General features: G+C 41.2%; 19 protein-coding genes and 1 pseudogene. 15 read left to right on the forward strand and 5 right to left on the reverse strand.

Going from position 1 to position 19,550, the window contains the following annotated elements; all coding sequences use genetic code 11:
• Positions 1-111: pseudogene (locus MF4642_RS07950) on the forward strand (IS5/IS1182 family transposase); the annotation flags it as partial.
• Positions 112-173: 62 nt separating this feature from the next.
• On the opposite strand, the gene MF4642_RS07955 reads toward MF4642_RS07950, so the two are convergent.
• Entirely contained in the window at positions 174-1,010 is an 837-nt protein-coding gene (locus MF4642_RS07955; RefSeq protein WP_005400687.1) for a pyruvate, water dikinase regulatory protein, read from the reverse strand.
• Between the two features lie 156 nt (positions 1,011-1,166).
• Here MF4642_RS07955 and ppsA point away from each other — a divergent pair, with 156 nt between their 5' ends.
• The 14 genes from ppsA (at position 1,167) to alr (ending at position 16,906) form a co-directional block, all read left to right on the forward strand.
• Positions 1,167-3,545 (forward strand): phosphoenolpyruvate synthase, encoded by a 2,379-nt coding sequence (gene ppsA, locus MF4642_RS07960; protein WP_004982030.1) that lies wholly within the window; start codon positions 1,167-1,169, stop codon positions 3,543-3,545.
• A gap of 343 nt (positions 3,546-3,888) precedes the next feature.
• Positions 3,889-4,656: an RDD family protein gene (locus MF4642_RS07965; RefSeq protein WP_078425874.1), complete on the forward strand. Its 768-nt coding sequence runs from the start codon at positions 3,889-3,891 to the stop codon at positions 4,654-4,656.
• Between the two features lie 300 nt (positions 4,657-4,956).
• Positions 4,957-6,030 carry a ubiquinol oxidase subunit II gene (gene cyoA, locus MF4642_RS07970; RefSeq protein ID WP_078425875.1) on the forward strand — a complete coding sequence of 358 codons (1,074 nt, stop codon included), beginning with the start codon at positions 4,957-4,959 and terminating at the stop codon, positions 6,028-6,030.
• 3 nt (positions 6,031-6,033) lie between these two features.
• A complete protein-coding gene (gene cyoB / locus MF4642_RS07975) occupies positions 6,034-8,022 on the forward strand; it encodes a cytochrome o ubiquinol oxidase subunit I (protein WP_004982033.1) in 1,989 nt (662 codons plus the stop codon).
• A gap of 4 nt (positions 8,023-8,026) precedes the next feature.
• Entirely contained in the window at positions 8,027-8,647 is a 621-nt protein-coding gene (gene cyoC / locus MF4642_RS07980; protein ID WP_004696446.1) for a cytochrome o ubiquinol oxidase subunit III, read from the forward strand.
• Entirely contained in the window at positions 8,644-8,973 is a 330-nt protein-coding gene (locus MF4642_RS07985) for a cytochrome o ubiquinol oxidase subunit IV (RefSeq protein WP_026056475.1), read from the forward strand. Before cyoC ends, MF4642_RS07985 begins: the two co-directional genes overlap by 4 nt.
• A gap of 10 nt (positions 8,974-8,983) precedes the next feature.
• Positions 8,984-9,862: a heme o synthase gene (cyoE, locus tag MF4642_RS07990; RefSeq protein WP_004982036.1), complete on the forward strand. Its 879-nt coding sequence runs from the start codon at positions 8,984-8,986 to the stop codon at positions 9,860-9,862.
• 105 nt (positions 9,863-9,967) lie between these two features.
• On the forward strand, positions 9,968-12,082 hold the full coding sequence (locus MF4642_RS07995) for a hypothetical protein (protein WP_078425876.1): 2,115 nt from the start codon (positions 9,968-9,970) through the stop codon (positions 12,080-12,082).
• Positions 12,083-12,088: 6 nt separating this feature from the next.
• Complete coding sequence (locus MF4642_RS08000) at positions 12,089-12,844, forward strand: DUF3142 domain-containing protein (RefSeq protein WP_004696437.1); 756 nt, start codon at positions 12,089-12,091, stop codon at positions 12,842-12,844.
• 144 nt (positions 12,845-12,988) lie between these two features.
• A complete protein-coding gene (rpsF, locus tag MF4642_RS08005) occupies positions 12,989-13,375 on the forward strand; it encodes a 30S ribosomal protein S6 (RefSeq protein WP_004696436.1) in 387 nt (128 codons plus the stop codon).
• Between the two features lie 11 nt (positions 13,376-13,386).
• On the forward strand, positions 13,387-13,614 hold the full coding sequence (gene rpsR, locus MF4642_RS08010; protein WP_004278792.1) for a 30S ribosomal protein S18: 228 nt from the start codon (positions 13,387-13,389) through the stop codon (positions 13,612-13,614).
• Between the two features lie 9 nt (positions 13,615-13,623).
• Positions 13,624-14,070 carry a 50S ribosomal protein L9 gene (gene rplI, locus MF4642_RS08015; protein ID WP_004696433.1) on the forward strand — a complete coding sequence of 149 codons (447 nt, stop codon included), beginning with the start codon at positions 13,624-13,626 and terminating at the stop codon, positions 14,068-14,070.
• A gap of 272 nt (positions 14,071-14,342) precedes the next feature.
• A complete protein-coding gene (gene dnaB / locus MF4642_RS08020; protein WP_004696432.1) occupies positions 14,343-15,788 on the forward strand; it encodes a replicative DNA helicase in 1,446 nt (481 codons plus the stop codon).
• Between the two features lie 47 nt (positions 15,789-15,835).
• Entirely contained in the window at positions 15,836-16,906 is a 1,071-nt protein-coding gene (alr, locus tag MF4642_RS08025; RefSeq protein WP_078425877.1) for an alanine racemase, read from the forward strand.
• Positions 16,907-16,938: 32 nt separating this feature from the next.
• On the opposite strand, the gene MF4642_RS08030 is transcribed toward alr, so the two are convergent.
• The 4 genes from MF4642_RS08030 to MF4642_RS08045 are packed head-to-tail and all read right to left on the reverse strand — an operon-like array spanning position 16,939 to position 19,549.
• Positions 16,939-17,364: a BLUF domain-containing protein gene (locus MF4642_RS08030; RefSeq protein ID WP_078425878.1), complete on the reverse strand. Its 426-nt coding sequence runs from the start codon at positions 17,362-17,364 to the stop codon at positions 16,939-16,941.
• 47 nt (positions 17,365-17,411) lie between these two features.
• Complete coding sequence (locus MF4642_RS08035) at positions 17,412-18,146, reverse strand: proteasome-type protease (protein WP_004696423.1); 735 nt, start codon at positions 18,144-18,146, stop codon at positions 17,412-17,414.
• Positions 18,147-18,170: 24 nt separating this feature from the next.
• Positions 18,171-18,950, reverse strand: coding sequence for a transglutaminase family protein (locus MF4642_RS08040; protein ID WP_078425879.1), 780 nt, complete (start codon positions 18,948-18,950; stop codon positions 18,171-18,173).
• Entirely contained in the window at positions 18,947-19,549 is a 603-nt protein-coding gene (locus MF4642_RS08045) for an alpha-E domain-containing protein (protein WP_004982053.1), read from the reverse strand. Before MF4642_RS08045 ends, MF4642_RS08040 begins: the two co-directional genes overlap by 4 nt.
• Position 19,550: the final 1 nt, after the last annotated feature.

The raw sequence follows: 19,550 nt of genomic DNA on the forward strand, positions 1-19,550 counted from the left end.
CTGAAAACCTTCAAAATTCTTGCTGAGCGTTATCGAAATAGAGGTAAAAGGCTTGGTTTGAGATTCAATTTAATCGCTGGAATCTACAACTTGGAGCTGAGTAAAAAATGATTTATGAAAGACATCTATTATAAAGCATCATCAATATGACGCTTTATAATGTAATGACAATATCAACCAATGCGACGTTTTAAACCCGTCATTTGGAGTACACGAGTTGAAATTTCTTCAATCGACATTTCCGAGACATTTAAGTATTTAATCCCTTCAGAGATATAAATCCCTTCAATTGCGCGAAGCTCCATTTGGCACTGGCTGAAGCTTGCATAACGGCTATTGGCTTTACGTTCAGAGCGAATAGCAACAAGACGTTCAGCATCAATCATCAAACCAAAAAGCTTCTGTTTATGCGCGCGAAGTACCGCAGGTAAACGGTTGTCATCCAAGTCTTCTTCAGTTAAAGGATAGTTTGCAACACGAATACCAAACTGTAATGACAAATAAATTGATGTCGGGGTTTTACCCGAACGTGACACCCCAATCAGAATCAGATCGGCCTTGTCATAGTGGCGTGTACGTGCACCGTCATCGTTATCTAAAGCAAAATGCACCGCATCAATACGTGCTTTATAAGACTCCGAATCAGTCACCGCATGGGTCTGTCCGACTAAAGTTGTAGGCGGTGTTCCCAGCTCCTCAGACAATTTACTAATAAGCCCTTCAAATACATCAAGATTTATAGCATTTGCAGTATTAATAATGTCACGCACGTACGGGTCAACTAAAGTGTCAAAAACCAGTGGCTTTTGTCCGTCTTGTTGTGCCCTTAAATTGATCTCAGCAACCACATTTGTAGCAGCTTCTTCAGAGCTAATATAAGGAATAATATGAATGTCAAAGTCAACATTTGGAAACTGCGCCAATAGCGAGTGCCCAAGGGTTTCAGCGGTAATTGCAGTACCATCAGATACAAAAAAAACACTCCGCTTAAATTGTTTACTTCCTGACATTAAAATTCTCCTCAAAAATTTGTCTTAGTGCTATATAATCTTTATAGTAAACCGATCTTACATGACTGTCGCTTAGTAAAATCAAAAAGCTAAGTAGATTTGTTATAATCTGATGCCAAGATAGTGATTAAATACTGCAAAAGTGGAGTAACAACTTTGGAAGCGCGCGTAATTGGTCTAGAAAAATTAGGGAAACACGACGTTGAACTTGTAGGTGGGAAAAACTCATCTTTAGGTGAAATGATCAGCCACCTATCAAATGCAGGTGTATCTGTACCAGGTGGCTTTGCTACTACAGCTCAAGCATATCGTGAATTTCTCGAGCAAAGTGGCCTAAACGCTAAAATCAATGCAGAGTTAAAAGTCCTCAATGTTGATGATGTAAATGCTCTTGCTGAAACAGGCGCGAAAATTCGCCAATGGATTGTAGATACTCCACTTACGGCAGAACTCGAACAAGAAGTTCGTAAAGCATTTGCAGAGCTTTCAAACGGCAACCCAGACATCGCGGTTGCCGTTCGTTCTTCTGCGACAGCAGAAGATTTACCAGATGCTTCTTTTGCAGGCCAACAAGAAACCTTCTTAAACATTCGCGGTATCGACAACGTATTGATCGCGATCAAAGAAGTATTTGCATCACTGTATAACGACCGTGCAATTTCTTACCGCGTACACCAAAACTTTGCGCATGATGTTGTGGCTTTATCTGCTGGTATTCAGCGTATGGTTCGCTCTGAAACTGGTGCAGCAGGTGTAATGTTTACACTCGACACTGAATCAGGTTTCCGTGACGTAGTTTTCATCACTGCATCTTATGGTTTGGGTGAAATGGTTGTTCAAGGTGCTGTAAACCCTGACGAATTCTACCTTTCTAAACCTCTTTTAAATGCAGGCAAGCACGCTGTACTCCGTCGTAATCTGGGTTCTAAACACCAAAAAATGATTTATGGCGAAGAAGCTTCTGCAGGTAAATCAGTTGTTGTGGTTGATGTTGAAAAACAAGAGCGTCAACAATTCGCATTAAACGACCACGAACTACAAGAACTTGCAAAACAAGCGCTGATCATTGAAAACCATTATGGTTCTCCAATGGACATCGAGTGGGCAAAAGATGGTGATGACGGTCAAATTTATATCGTTCAAGCGCGCCCTGAAACTGTGAAGAGCCGTGAAAACGTCGGCACCATGGAACGCTACCTTTTGAAACAAAAAGGCACTGTAATTTGTGAAGGTCGTTCAATCGGTCAACGTATCGGTTCTGGTAAAGTCCGTATTGTTACGTCTATTAAAGAAATGGACAAAGTACAAGACGGTGACGTGCTTGTATCTGACATGACTGACCCAGACTGGGAACCAGTAATGAAACGTGCGGCTGCAATTGTCACTAACCGTGGTGGTCGTACTTGTCACGCAGCGATTATTGCGCGTGAATTGGGTGTTCCAGCAATCGTTGGTTGTGGTAATGCAACTGAAGTTCTAGTAGACGGCCAAGAAGTAACTGTTTCATGTGCAGAAGGTGATACAGGTTTCATCTACGAAGGTTCTTTAGATTTCGAGATTCAAACCAATTCAATCGAATCTATGCCAGAGCTTCCGTTCAAAGTGATGATGAACGTCGGCAACCCTGACCGCGCATTTGACTTTGCACAAATTCCAAATGAAGGGATTGGCCTTGCACGTCTTGAGTTCATCATTAACCGTATGATCGGTGTTCACCCTAAAGCATTGTTGAACATTGACAGCTTGCCACGTGAAACACGTGCTGCGGTGATGGCGCGTACAGCGGGTTATGCATCGCCAATCGAATTCTATGTTGAAAAACTGGTTGAAGGTATTTCTACCCTTGCTGCAGCATTTGCAGACAAACCTGTCATCGTTCGTATGTCTGACTTTAAGTCAAATGAATACGCAAACTTGATCGGTGGTAAGTTATACGAGCCTGAAGAAGAAAACCCAATGTTGGGCTTCCGTGGTGCAAGCCGTTATGTGTCTGACAACTTCCGTGACTGCTTCGAATTAGAATGCCGCGCGTTGAAAAAAGCACGTGACGAAATGGGCTTAACCAATATTCAAATCATGATTCCTTTCGTACGTACTGTACATGAAGCGAAACGTGTAATTGAATTATTGGCGTTAAATGGTTTGAAACGTGGTGAAAATGGTCTGAAAGTGATCATGATGTGTGAGTTACCAACAAACGCATTATTAGCTGAACAGTTCCTTGAACACTTCGATGGCTTCTCTATCGGTTCAAACGACTTAACCCAGTTAACGCTTGGTCTAGACCGTGACTCCGGAATTGTTTCTCACTTATTTGATGAACGTGATCCAGCCGTAAAAGCACTTCTTTCTATGGCAATTCATGCATGCCGTAAAGCAGGCAAATACGTCGGTATCTGTGGTCAAGGCCCATCAGATCACCCAGATCTTGCGCAATGGCTTATGGAACAAGGTATCGAATCTGTATCACTTAACCCTGACTCAGTATTAGACACTTGGTTCTTCCTTGCTGAAGAAAAAGTTCAAAAAGCTTAACTTTTTGATCCGATAAAAAAGACCCTTTCAAGGGTCTTTTTTTATATCTACTCTTTTAACGTATCCGTAATAAAACAAGCGTATTGATGCAAAAATTTAGACTAAGTTTGATACTCATGCATCAACATCTTGATTGAGAAAAGATTGCATTGCGATAAAGCTAGAAGAAGCAGCATAATCCTTGTTACACTGTCCTGCATTTTGTGTAGTTTTGGTTAATTTCAGCTTGAAATTCTCTAGACTATCCGCATGTTTTACCATAGATTTTTTATTTGTTTTTAATCTGAAAACAAATACATTTATTATTTGAATATCCCAACTTATATTTTGAGATTAAGTTTATATGCAGATTTACTTGGCACGAAATAATCAACAAGCCGGTCCATATACTTTAGAGCAGTTGAATCAGATGCTCGCAAGCCAACAAGTTTTATTGACAGATTTAGTTTGGCATCAGGGTATGCCTGAATGGAAAGCTTTAGGTGAACTCACCCAAGGAAAACTGGCGTATGAACCTGTAGGTTATCAACCTCAGCCCCCTATTCCTGAGCCAATGCATACGCCACATCAATTTTCACAGCCAAACCGCACAGCGGCGAAAGTTGCTCAACCTGAACTGGCATCAATAGGCACACGCGTCTTAGCCAAAGTCATTGATTTACTTCTTTGGCTCCCTGCCGCTGCGATTCCCTCGTTCTTTTTACAAGCAGACAAATTTGGTGAACTCACTGAAATTCAGCAAAAAATGCAAGCTGCTACCACAGCAACTCAGGCCAGTGAGCTGCAAGCACAACTGTTCAGTTTAATTCCTACTGAAGCATGGACCACCATGGGCATTTACCTGCTGATTATGCTCGGTATTCAGGCCTTTTTCTTAGCAAAAAATGGTCAAAGTATTGGTAAAAAAATCACCAAAATTAAAATTGTAGACTTTGAAACCAACGAAAAAGTCAGCCTTTTACGTGTATTCACATTACGCAGTGTTGTCTTTATTGTACTCAATATGCTGTTCATGCCGTTTATTACCATCGCCGATCACGTCTTTGGTTTAACTGCAAAGCGTCAAACTTTGCACGATAAGCTGGCGAAAACTAAGGTCATTAAGCAGTAATTTGACCATATTTAAGCTGAGGTTTGGCTCACCTCAGTTTTCTGCAGTTTATTGATATTCAAAATAAATCCCTAAATAAATTATAAAATTCCGAGTGAAAAAATCGGTTTTTATAACAGTTATTTAAAGCACCTTTACGTATAGCTTAGTTTGTCGATATAAGGCATAATGCCCTACAACGTAGCGGTGTCTTATGATTGAGAAGTGTTTTAGACTTAAAAAGAAACTTTTCAACCATGCGACACTTTAATCGCTATCCCAATTTTATTAGGGAATGGGACTCTTCACCGAGGTTGTAAAATGAGACAAACGATTTTAGCTGTATTGTCTTTATCTGCGATCGCCGCGCTCTTAACTGGGTGTGGTGGTGATATGGTACTTCTAAACTCAAAAGGTCCAGTTGCACAAGGTCAATCTGACTTAATGATGACTGCGATCTATTTAATGCTATTGGTGGTTATTCCATCAGTCGTAATGGCATTATGGTTTGGTTGGAAATATCGCGCGTCGAATAAAGATGCAGACTATAAACCTACATGGGCACACTCTACTGCAATTGAAATTGTAGTTTGGGGTATTCCTGTCATTATTATTGGTATTCTGGCTTGGTTAACTTGGTGGGGTTCGCACAAGTATGACCCTTACCGCCCGATCGAATCTGATAAAGCACCTGTAAATATTCAAGTCATTGCAGAACAGTTTAAATGGATCTTCATTTACCCTGATCTTAACATTGCGACGGTTAACGAAATTCGTTTCCCTGAAAAAACTCCAGTTGCACTTAAAATTACCTCTAACTTCACGATGAACTCGTTCTTCATCCCTGCGTTAGGCGGTCAAATTTATGCAATGGCAGGCATGCAAACGCACTTGAATTTGTTAGCAGATGGAACTAGCCCAGCTGAAGGCTACCGCGGTTTCTCTTCAAACTATTCAGGCTACGGCTTCTCGCAAATGCGCTTCCGTGCTCACTCTGTAACTGACGCTCAATTCGCTGAATGGGTTGCTGCAGTTAAAGCAGGTAACGGTACAAGCATTAATCCTAAAGCTGTACAAAAAACAATTTTAGATCAAGCTGAATTTGAGTCTTTACGTGACGGTAACCGTGGTAAACACCAAATTGAAGTTTTGATTTCAAAAGCAAAAACTCCTGAAGAGAAGGCTGCTGCTGAGGCAATGAAGCCTTATCCAACTAAGCCACACCCTGTGACTTACTACTCTTCTGTAGAGGAAGGCTTGTTTAAGTCAGTCATCAGCAAATATATGAGCAACTATCACGGTGCTGATCACTCAGCGACTGCGGGTGCTCACGGGGCTGCTTCATCTGAAGCACATGCCGCTGTTGAACCTGCTTCATCAGTTGTAGGGGAATAAGACATGAGCTTCTTAGGTAAGTTAGGTCCGGACGTTATTCCGCACGATCCAATTGTACTGGTCACAGTTGCAATGATGATCTTAGGTGGTATCGCAGTTGTTGCTGGTATTACCTACTTTAAAAAATGGGGCTACTTGTGGAACGAATGGTTCACATCAGTCGACCATAAAAAAATTGGTATCATGTATCTTTTCGTATCGATCATCATGCTTTTGCGTGGTTTCGCCGATGCGATTATGATGCGTCTTCAACTGTTCCTTGCAAAAGGTGGCGGTGAAGGTTATTTACACCCAGAACACTACGATCAGATCTTCACCGCACACGGTGTAATCATGATCTTCTTCGTAGCAATGGGTCTAGTTGTTGGCTTAATGAACATCTCTGTACCACTTCAAATTGGTGCACGTGACGTTGCCTTCCCATTATTAAACTCTCTAAGCTTCTGGCTATTTGCTGGTGCTGCAGGCTTAATGATGGCATCTCTTGCAATTGGTGAATTCGCTGCAACAGGTTGGATGGCTTATCCTCCTCTTTCAGGTATCGAATACTCTCCAGGCGTGGGTGTGGACTACTATATCTGGGCACTTCAGATTTCAGGTTTAGGTACGCTATTAACGGGTGTTAACTTCTTCGTTACCATCATTAAAATGCGCGCGCCTGGTATGTCACTTATGGACATGCCGATCTTTACTTGGACATCTTTGTGTACAGCTGTATTGATCATTGCGTCATTCCCAGTGTTAACAGCAACAATTGCAATGTTAACGCTTGACCGTTACTTCGGTTTCCACTTCTTTACAAATGACATGGGTGGTAGCCCAATGTTGTATGTAAACTTGATTTGGACATGGGGTCACCCAGAAGTTTACATCTTAGTATTACCAGCATTTGGTATTTACTCTGAAGTTGTTTCAACGTTCTCTCGTAAAACGTTGTTCGGTTACAAATCAATGGTGTATGCAACAATTGCGATCACAGTACTTGCGTTCGTAGTATGGCTTCACCACTTCTTCACCATGGGTGCTGGTGCGAACGTGAATGCGTTCTTCGGTATCATGACCATGGTTATTGCGATTCCTACTGGTGTGAAAATCTTCTCTTGGTTATTCACAATGTATAAGGGTCGTATCACCTTCACTACTCCTATGTTATGGACGCTTGGCTTCCTTGTAACATTCGGTATTGGCGGTTTAACTGGTGTATTAATGGCGGTTCCACCTGCGGACTTCCTTGTACACAACTCATTGTTCTTGATTGCTCACTTCCATAACGTAATTATCGGTGGTGTGGTGTTTGGTATGTTTGCCGGCATCATTTTCTACTGGCCGAAAATGTTTGGTTGGAAGCTCAATGAAGCATGGGGCAAAGCTGCGTTCTGGTTCTGGTTCTTCGGTTTCTACTTTGCATTCATGCCACTTTATATCCTTGGTTTCATGGGTATGACTCGTCGTTTGAATACATATGACAACCCTGAATGGGATCCGTACATTGCTATTGCATTCTTCGGTTCTGTGTTAGTCGCGATTGGTATTGCATGTTTCGTTATGCAGATTGTTGTTGGTTACTTACAACGCAACGACAACCTCGACCTTACAGGCGATCCATGGGATGGTCGTACACTTGAATGGGCGACTTCGTCTCCTGCTCCGTTCTACAACTTTGCTCATCTTCCAACAATCAATGGTATTGATACGTTCTGGAATGACAAAGAGAATGGCGTAGCATATGCGAAACCTACTTCATACGAAGACATTCATATGCCAACGAATCGTGCTGCTGGTGTTGTGATTGCCATGTTCATTACTGTTATGGGCTTTGGTTTAATCTGGCATATCTGGTGGTTAGTTGTTGTGATGTTCATCGCTGCTATTATCAGCTTCATCGCGTCTTCGTTTACGAAGAAAGTGGACTACTATGTTCCTGCTGCTGAAGTTGAGCGTATTGAAAATGAACGTTACGCGATTCTTGAAAAACATTTGAAGAAGGACTAAGACAATGGCTGACGTACTTCATCACGAAAACCACGGACACGATGAGCATCATCACCACGATGATACCGACATCACCGTCTTTGGTTTTTGGACTTATTTGATGAGTGACTTGATTCTATTCGGTACACTCTTCATTGCATTCGCTGTTTTAAGTAGCCATGTGCCTATGGGCACACCAAGTGCAAAAGAATTATTCGGTGAGTCTTTAGGTTTCGTTTTAACTGAAACTTTCGCTCTCTTGATCTCTTCTGTAACTTTTGGTTTTGCGGTTCTTGCTGCATACAAAAAGAACGTCAACCAAGTTTTAACTTGGTTAGCGATCACTTGGTTATTCGGTGCTTCATTCATCGGCATGGAACTATATGAGTTTAATCACTTAGTTCATGCTGGCCACGGTCCAAGCGTAAGTGCGTTTTTATCGTCGTTCTTTACTTTAGTAGGTACGCACGGTATTCACGTAACTTCAGGTTTGGTATGGATGATCATTTTGATGATTCAGATCAAGAAAAATGGTTTGACTCTTCCAAACACTCGTCGTCTTGCTTGCCTAAGCTTGTTCTGGCACTTCCTTGACATCGTTTGGATCTGTGTATTCAGCGTAGTTTACTTGATGGGAGTTCTATAATGAGTCACGATCATAACTCAGCTGGTGCTTCACACGGTAACACCAAGCAATACACGATCGGCTTTATCCTTTCAGTTATCCTGACCGTAATTCCATTCGGTATGGTAATGGCTGGTGGTTTTGGTCGCGGTATTGTTATGGCAGTTATCGCAATTACAGCGGTTGCTCAGGTTCTAGTTCAATTAGTTTACTTCTTGCACATGAACTCATCTTCAGAGCAACGTTGGAACGTGATTGCATTTATCTATACAGTACTTTGTATTGCTGTACTTCTAGTCGGCTCTGTATGGATTATGAACTACTTACACTACAACATGATGATCTAAACTGATCGTCATGTTGAAAAAGTATTTATTCCTGACTAAACCAGGAATTCTCTTTGGTAACTTCGTTACCACTCTGGGCGGCTTCTTTTTAGCCGCTCAGGGGTCTGTAGATTTCCTCCTCCTTCTCATCACTCTACTTGGTACAACACTGGTTGTTGCTTCTGGCTGTGTCGTCAATAACGTCATTGATCAAGATATTGATCAAAAGATGGAACGGACGATGAACCGTGCATTAGTTAAAAAAACCATCAGTCCTTCCGTTGCTTTGGCATTTTCTGCTGCGCTTGGAATATTAGGTTTCGCCCTACTCTGGTTCTTTGTTAATGCTTATGCCTTTGGCTTTGCTGTACTTGGTTTTGTGGTTTATGTGATTTTTTATAGTCTATGGAGCAAACGCACATCCATTCACCAAACCGTGATTGGAAGTATTTCTGGGGCTAGTCCACCAGTGATCGGCTATACAGCTGTAACCAATGAATTTGATGTTGCCGCATTGTTGCTTTTCTTAGCATATGCACTTTGGCAAATGCCTCATTCATGGGGAATTGCGGTATACCGCTTTGACGACTATAAAAATGCAGGCATTCCAATTTTACCTGTAGCACGTTCAATTTTCCGCACGAAAGTTGAAAGCTTGATTTATGTCTTGCTGTTTGCTGCGGTGTTAAATGGTTTGTATTGTTTTGGCTATACCAATATGTTTTTTCTTATCACCTTTAACGCACTCTGTGCTTATTGGGTATATTTATCAATCATTGGTTTTAAAGCTGAAAATGATCAGGTTTGGGCAAAACGCTATTTCTTATATTCAGTGATTTTAATTACTGCATTAAGTTTTAGTTTTAGTTTTAGCTATGTCTCACCTGCTCCACATTTGCCGCTGTTTTAAAAAAGATAGAGTTCTCTCTATCTTTTTTATTTCAACTTATTCAATATTTAAGTCTAGTCTTTAAGTTGTTACCATAGCAGACACAACAATAACTCATGCTCTGCAATGAAAATGCCATCACAATTTTTTAAAAAATCTATTTTTATTAGTCTATTCCCTATCACTCTTACTTATAGCACGCACAGTTTTTCTGGTTTCGATGTTTATTGCTACCCATCGACCAACATTCAAACCAATGCCTATACAGCCTGTGACAATTTGCCTGCGCTCACGCCCGCCAATGACAATCAAACCAATATGCTTTTACTTCTGAGCGACATGGGTTTGGCCAAATTGAATTTTAATCAGCCAAATAGTCCACTTTGGGAAACTGAATATAGCAATGTACCATTTGCGGCTAAAACATTGTTTCAAAGCGTAACCAATAAACGACCGAATGCCCGATTAAAACCAAGCAATGTAAAGACACCCTACCAAGAACATTGCAGTAGTCTAGACAATGGTGCGGATCAATTTACCCAGCAGGTGAAAGCCGACAAAAATCTCAGCAAAGTGGAAAAAGATTTACTGATTCAAGGAAGACAGAATATCTCGGCCTGTGACCGTGATCTTGCCCTCATCCAAGTCAATCCGAACTGGTCTATACAAGCACGTCAGTATGCGTCTTATTTAAATGCAACCATTGCCTTTTACAACAGTAACTTTTCCACAGCTACTAAAATTTATTCAGTATTAACTACGGTTGATCAGTCTTGGATCAAAGAAACATCGCAATATATGTTGATTCGTAGCAGCCTCAATGAAAGCTATCAGTCGGGTGTCGGTAAATATGGCGACTTAAAAATCGATGAAGTAGATCAGACTTTACTCAAAAACACCTATGAGCATATCACTACCTACTTCAAACGCTTTCCTGAGGGAAAATATGCAGCAAGTGCACGCGGTTTACTACGTCGTTGTTATTGGCTGAGCGGAAATACCGAACTCCTGACCAGCGAACTCGCATGGCAAATCAATCATCCCGATTCCAAATACTATAATTTAGAGCTCGATAATCTAGTCTTTGAAATAGATCGCCATGTTTTTCAAAGCCGCTCATTCAATCCAAAAAATCTAAAAGATCCATTCTTTCTGACCATTTCAGATTTAATGCAAATGCGTCAGGCAACATCAGCAGAAGATAAAGTCTTAAGCTGGTCTGAACTCAACAACCAAAAAACACTATTTAAGAGTCAGCCAGAACTGTTCCAATACCTACAAGCCAATCACTTATTCTTTGTGCAGAACAAACCAGCCGAAGCTTTAAAATATTTGCCAGAACATTCCTCTACTTCAATTAATAGTTACCTTCAACTCAGTCAAATCTTGTTAAAAGGTCGTATTCTAGAGAAACTCGGACAAACTCAAAATGCGCAGCAATACTGGGAAGGTTGGATGAGTCAATCAAAATCCATTGAACAGCGTGGCTTATTTGAACTGATGCTATATCCACATTATACCCAACAGCAAAATGCCAGCGCCTTTATCGGTTCAGATGCTAAAATCAAACAAGCTTCATTGCAAAAAAGCTTTATTGAAAATGAAGCTAATGAAAAAAGCTTAATGCAAATTGTACAGAGCAAAGCATCAAATACAGATCAAAAAAATTTAGCTTTATATAAAACTTTGCAAAAATCATTGGTGCATCAGAACTTTAAACTGTTTAATCAAGCCTTTGTACTGCTACCACAAGATGTCGCGAAGTATAAATATGACTCAGAAACATATAAAAATTATAAAAACCAACCGCCTTTCAGTGATTTCATTTGGGTAGGAACAAAAATCACGCCACAGATTCAATGCCCCGATTTATTCAGCCTGACTCAAAAACTTGAAAATTCATCTCAAGATTTAAAGCTCCGACTTTGTTTGGGCGAATATGCACGCTCGACTCAAGGCTACAACATAAGCTATGTCACCGCTTTAGAAAAAGAAACTTCCAGCTTCCAAGGTGCAATTTTTGCCCGTGGTCAAGTGTATAAGGACATCATCAAATCCAGTTCTGTACCTGATTTAAAAGCGTATGCGCTTTATCGCTCAATCATGTGTTATTCACCAAGCGGGATGAATGACTGTCAGGATGCAGAAGTTGAAAAATCCACCCGTAAACAATGGTTCGACCACATTAAACGTGACTACCCAAGTACTTCTTGGGCACAATCTTTAAAGTATTACTGGTAAGACTATATGTTGAAGCAGATTTTTTCCGTTGTTATGACGTTGATCTGTATGCTGAGTATCATGGCTTGTCAGCCGAGTCAGCCAGCTTCAACATTTGGTTCGGTAAATACCGAAGACTATGATGCATTTTGGATTTGGGGCAATATTTCATCTGCCCCTTACCTAAAAGTGGCTAAAGAACTTTATATTTTACAAGGTGAAATCCGTTTAGACTCCCAAACACATCACTCTAAGCTTATACCGCAAGGCGTAAGCGTCTTAAAAATTCCTCAGCAAAAGGTGTGGCTAGTTTTTCGTAATTATCATTTAGACTGGCAGGGCCAAGAACTTACACAAATTTTAAAACGCGTTCAGCAATGGGAAAATGCAGGGAATCATATTCAAGGCATACAAATTGATTTCGATGCCAAAACCAAACACATTCACCAATATGCGCTATTCTTAAGTCAATTAAGAAAACAATTGCCGCAGCACTATCAACTCAGTATCACGGGTTTAATGGACTGGACCAATGTGACAAATCAGGAGACTTTAAACCTCCTGAATAACACCATCGACGAGTTGGTCATTCAAACTTATCAAAGTTCAACCACCATACCCAACTATGCAGCTTATCTAAAAAAAGTTTCAGCACTAAAACTGCCTTATAAAATTGGCATTGTTCAATATGGTGAGTGGCATAGACCGCCCAAGCTTGAAAATGATCCGAACTTTAAAGGCTATGTCGTCTTCCTTTTACGCTCAAAACCTCAAAATAATTAGGGCTTTTTAAGAGAAGTTCTTGAATTTGGCGAGCAAAGTCTCTAAAATTCCCCCTTCGCATCTAATGCGACACAACCTAGGTTGTGACTCCTTGCTTCTAACAACTTTTTTGTTAGGGGCTGTTTAAACCGTAAGGAGCTGACAATGCGTCATTACGAAATCGTACTTTTAGTACACCCTGATCAAAGCGATCAAGTCGTTGGTATGGTAGAACGCTACCTAACTCACATCAAAGAAGCTGAAGGTCAAATTCACCGTCTTGAAGACTGGGGCCGTCGTCAATTGGCTTACCCAATCAACAAGATCCACAAAGCTCACTACATTCTTATGAATGTTGAGTGTGGTCAAACTACTCTTGATGAGTTAGAAGAATTGTTCCGTTACAACGATGCAATTATTCGTAGCCTTATCATCCGTCGTGAGAACGCTATCACTGAAGAGTCACTATTGGCTAAGAGTGCTGAAGAAAAACGTGCGCGTAAAGCTCAACGTGAAGAAGCACAACAAGCTCAAGACTCTGCTGAAGCATAAGGAGAACATCAATGGCACGTTTTTACCGTCGTCGCAAGTTCTGCCGCTTTACAGCTGAGAACGTTACGTACATCGACTACAAAGATATCGACACTTTAAAACAGTACATCACTGAAAACGGCAAGATTGTTCCTAGCCGTATTACAGGTACTAAAGCTCGTTACCAACGTCAATTAGCGCTTGCTATTAAACAAGCTCGCTACTTGTCTTTGATCCCTTACACTGACAATCATAAGTGAGGTTGAGCTGTGGATATTATCTTATTACAACGCATTAAAAACCTTGGTAAATTAGGCGATAAAGTTTCAGTTAAAGCTGGTTACGGCCGCAACTACCTTATCCCTCAAGGTCAAGCAGTAGCTGCTACTGAAGCTAACACTGCTGCTTTTGAAGCTCGTCGCGCTGAACTTGAGAAAGCTGAAGCTGATGTTTTAGCTGCTGCTCAAGCACGTGCTAGCCAATTAGACGAAGTTAACATCGTAATCACTGCGAAAGCTGGTGACGAAGGTAAACTATTCGGTTCTATCGGTACTCGTGATATCGCTGACGCGTTAACAAATGCTGGTCTTGAAGTTGACCGTGCAGAAGTTCGTTTACCGAACGGTGCACTTCGTCACACTGGCGAATTCAACATCGCAATCCAATTGCACCATGATGTTGTTGCTGAAGTTCTCGTTACTATCGTATCTGAGTAATTTCTTGCAAAAAAAAGAGCATGCTTTTGCATGCTCTTTTTTTATCTCTATGAAAAAGTAGTTTCTTCGCTCAGCTTAAAACTTCATCAGCCTGCCCCTCAAAATGCCAAATTTGAATATTATGGGTTTTATCCATAAGCCTTGAATTCAGCACACAGCAGCTGCATTTTTTGATAAAGTGCATACAGTTAAATGGCTGTAATTTTTTCCAAATTTACAGTGAAATTTATCTTAAGTTATCCCTCTTACTGTATTAAAAATCAGGGCGTTATATGTCACAGGCGAATGCCACTGCTCAAAAGAGCTCATCGAAACAAGACAATAAACCAAATGAGTCAGGGCAACTGAAAGAATTCCGTACACCTCCGCATAACTTAGCATTGGAACAAGCTGTACTTGCCGCTTTAATGACGGTTGCTGAATCCTTTGAACAAGTTGGCGATGTACTCACTGAAAATGACTTTTATGCGACGCGCCATAAATATATTTTTCGCGCGATTGCACAACTCTCCAAAGACAGCTCACCCTATGATGCGGTTTTAGTTCATGACTGGCTCACCACACAAAACCTACTCGATGCGGTTGGTGGTGAAGAGTACCTGATGCAATTGATGGCAGACTCCCCGTCTAGTTTCTATAACATGGAAACTTATGCCACCAAGATCAAAGAATTTTCGACTTTGCGCAGCATGATCAAGGTTAGTTCTGAAATTTTACAAAATGCCTATGACACCAAAGGTCGTAACGTCAGTGAAATTTTAGATTTGGCCGAAACTAATATTTTCTCTTTGGCAGAACAACACAATAACAATGCCAAAGCTCAAGGGCCTAAAGCCATCAATACAGTTGTAGCTGATGTATTTGATAAGCTGAATGAGCTGTCGCAAATGGAAGGCAGCATTACAGGCTTAACCACAGGCTTTCTTGAACTCGACAATAAAACCTCGGGCATGCAAGCAGGTGATTTGATTATTGTTGCAGCGCGTCCATCGATGGGTAAAACCACTTTTGCCATGAATTTAGTGGAAAGCGTGCTGTTTAATAATGACTTACCTGCCTTGGTTTACTCCATGGAGATGCCAGCCGACTCCATCGCCATGCGTTTAATTTCATCTTACGGGAAAGTCCATCAGGGACATTTACGTTCAGGTAAACTCGATGGCGATGAATGGTCAAAAGTGACGGGCACCATTTTGCAACTGCAAGAGAAAAAGCTCTATATCGATGACTCCTCTGCTCTTCCGCCTACAGAAGTTCGTGCTCGCGCACGTCGTATTGCCAAACAGCACGATGGTAAACTCGGCTGCATCATGGTCGATTATTTACAGCTGATGAAAGTGCCAGGCATGGGTGATAACCGTGTAGGTGAGATTTCAGAAATTTCACGAAGCTTAAAAGCTCTTGCCAAAGAAATGATGTGCCCTGTAATTGCACTATCGCAGCTTAACCGTTCCCTCGAGAACCGCCCAAACAAACGCCCCGTGATGTCAGACTTACGTGAATCCGGTGCGATCGAGCAGGACGCCGACTTAATCATGTTTATTTACCGTGACGAAGTCTATAACAAAGAGTCCAAAGAAGCGGGCACTGCCGAAATTATTATTGGTAAACAACGTAACGGCCCTATTGGTACCGTTCGACTTGCTTTTGAAGGCCAATACACCCGCTTTAGTAACTTATCCCCTGAGTTTTATGCTCAGTACGATGATGAGGAATAATTAAAGCCTCATCGTCGCCTTTCCATGACCCTGTAGGAGTAATTAGGGTGCGTCAAGCAACAGTTTATATTGATAGCCAAGCGCTGCAATATAATTTAAACCGTGTCAAACAACTTGCCCCAAACGCGAAAATCGTCAGCATGGTCAAAGCCAATGCTTATGGACACGGAGTCAAAGACTGTTTAGCAGCCTTAAGTGAAACCGATGCCTTTGGTGTCGCCTGTTTACAAGAAGCATTAGAGATTCGTGAACTCGGCTTTACACAACCGATTACACTGATTGAAGGTGTTTTCTCAGCAGATGAAATGCAAACCGTCATTGAGCAAAATATCGAGTGTGTGGTTCATCAGCAACAACAAGTCGATTGGTTAATCTCACATAAAACCGCGTATATCGCACAAAAGCTTAAAGTATGGGCAAAACTCAATAGCGGTATGAACCGTTTAGGCTTTAAAGTTGCCGAAATCATTGATGTCATCAACACTTTAAAAGCAGAAGGCTTTACATGTGTCCTAGCAATGCACTTTGCCAACGCCGATGCTGACCACCCACTCAATGAACAGCAACGTGCGCAATTTCTACACATCAAAGAAGCGTGTTCACCCATCCTAGCCTCATGTTGTAACTCAGCTGCTATTTTTAAATGGCCTGAACTTCATTTTGATTTTGTTCGTCCCGGCATCATGCTTTACGGTGCATCACCTTTTGCCGATAAAAATGCACACGACTTGGACTTAAAGCCAGTTATGACCTTCACGGCGGAAATTATTGCATTAAATACCATTCAAGCAGGTGAAGGTGTCGGCTATGGTTCGCATTTTGTCGCAAACCAAGAAACTGAACTGGCCATTGTTTCGATTGGTTATGGTGATGGCTATCCACGTGCATTTTCAAAGCAAAACTATGTTGCTATAAATGGTCAGGCAGTAGCTGTTGTGGGCCGAGTAGCAATGGACATGATTGCGATCGATGTGACGGGTTTAAACGCCAAACTCGGTACAAAGGTTGAGCTCTGGGGTGAAAACCGCTTAGTTGACGATGTTGCGGAAGCCAATGGAACCATTGGTTATGAGCTACTTTGCCGGTTAAGTAATCGCCCTATACGTAAGCAAATCTAACAAAAAAAGCCCAAGTTCTACTTGGGCTTTTTTCAACACAAACTCTCATCAGACTGGGCATCGTAAAGGTCTTGTAACAACTGATCAATTTGTTGTTGACTCATACTCTGCGGTTCAAATTTTGCAAAACCCATCTCACGCATTTTGGTATGTACGCTACTCATACGTTGCACATACTTCATGCCCCAAGCTCTAAAATGTGCCGCGTGAATCGTTTTCGCCTCAAAGACTTTAATATCTTTATGTCTAGGGTCTTTCAATAATTTTGACATTAATAATTCTAAAGCAGCTTCATCCCCTTCTAAGCACTGGAAATAATGCTGATCTGCATAATAAAGAACACCTGAAATATTATGCAATGCATTAAAATCACGTGCTTCTCTTAAAATGTCCCGAACATCTTGAAGAAGCTGTACATGATCCGAAGTTGAAGTACTTGCATAGCAAATTTGCTGCATAGACTCCCCCAATTGATTGATTTCATTATTTTTAGCATTTAGCACGTTTATACTAAATAGTCATCCGTCGGCTTTGCCAATTCTTGCAATCCTTTTCTTAATGTATCTGACCATTGCTTGCTAATGCTTGAAAAATACGGATCTTCTTCATCAATCCGCTTACCCACTGGAATATGTAAACTATCTCTCGTGTACACCAAAGCATCTAAGGGCAAACCGACAGAAACATTAGACCGCAAGGTTGAATCAAAAGAAATCAAACTACACTTCACCGCTTCGTCTAAGGGCATGTCATACCGTAATGCACGATCTAGAATTGGCTTGCCATATTTACTTTCACCAATTTGAAAATACGGCGTATCTTTGGTCGCACAAATAAAATTGCCCTGCGGGTAGATATTGTAAAGTTGCATTTCAGCCCCTTTAATTTGCCCACCGACCAATAAGCTGCAGTAGTAATTACTTTGTTCTTGCGTGTCTGGTGCCATATCCGCCAAGACTTTTTTCAAAGTATGCCCGACCAACTCAGCCGCTTCGAACATGGTATTGACACTATATAAATTGGGTTCTTGGCTTAACTCCAGATGATTTTTTAAATGCCCAATCACCGCTTGGGTCGTTGCTAAGTTTCCTGAGGTTTGAATCGCAATAAAGCGTTCACCCTCCACACCAAAGGTATACAGTTTCCTAAACACGGATATATGGTCTACACCTGCATTCGTACGCGTATCACTTATAAAAACCAAACCATCTTGAAGACGAAGTGCACAACAATAGGTCATAGAACATCCTTTTTCAGCTAAACCTTAACAACTTAAAACTTGTACCATGGAATGCATCGATTCCACCCCACCTTTTTCACGTACGCCACGAACGGGAGCTACATCCCAATAATCGCGCCCAATAGCTACATAGATATGTGACTGTGGTTTGAACAATTGATTACTGGTATCAAAACAATACCATGCATCATCAATATACACCTCGGCCCACGCGTGACTGGCAAGGTGTGAAGTTTCAGGCACATGCAAATACCCTGATACATAACGTACCGGTAAGCCAAGATGCTTACACATGGCAATAAAAACATGACTATGGTCCTGACATACGCCTTGCTGCCCATTGAATGCATCGATTGCCGAAGTTAGCACCGAGGTTTCAGCAGGTACATAAGGGATATGCGCTAAAACTGCTTCTGACAGTTTCATCAAACTTTCCCGATTCAGCTCAGACACATACTGATGTGCAAATGCCTTCATTTCGGCATTACACTGGGTATTGAGCGTCGGCTGTAAAAATAAATTAGGATTCAGACGATCTTGGATGCCATGTTCTGCCAAGCTATTAATTTCAACAATGCCCTGCGCCATAATGGTCAACTGTTGATAGGCTTCACGTTGCGAACTGGTAATCCAAATATTATGAAACGCATCCCGTTTTTCTTCACGCTCTCCTGGCACACTCACATGCCAGTGACATACCTTTTGGTGCGAATTATTCGTGGGTGTCATTTTGATATATTGAATGCTGTTCAGGGCCAATTCACTATATTGATAATGCGTTTGGTGATTGATCATAAGTTTCATACATCAACCTCAAACAATTGTTGAATATAATCACTAAAATGATAAAAATTCATCGCATCAGGTTGTGATTTGAGCTCTAGCCAAGCCTGTGCCAAATTTAGCCAGCCCATTTCTTTTAACAACATGACGATGTTTTCTATTTCAACTAAAGTATTTTGTGCATCTTGTTTCAGGCGAATTTGACGGTCAAGCTGCTCAATCATTTGCCCCAAACTAAAGAATAAAAAGACATCACTGGCTTCAGACTCAAGTACATCCTGACACTCTCCAACCACATCACAAATGTAGGCGGTGTTTTCAGTGGCATTTTTGATAAATTGATTCAGTTCCGCATATGCCTTTGCAGATAAAATCCCGCGCAAGTCTTGAACATTACTCTTGGCGCTTTGAAATTGCTGGTTAAATGAAGCAGGATTGTTTGGGTTTAAAATCAGCTCATTCAGTGAGCACGCATCAAAAGCAGGCAAACAAAATGCATGCGCATAATCCATTGCAGGCTGATCTTGGGTAAACGGAAACTGAGCACACAAATATTGAGTACGTGTTAAATAACGCCCTAACCAAAAAATATTTTCAGCATTGGTGCTTAATAAAATCATA

It is taken from the genome of Acinetobacter sp. MF4642 (assembly GCF_002018925.1).
In the GTDB taxonomy this organism is placed as follows: Bacteria; Pseudomonadota; Gammaproteobacteria; order Pseudomonadales; family Moraxellaceae; genus Acinetobacter; species Acinetobacter johnsonii.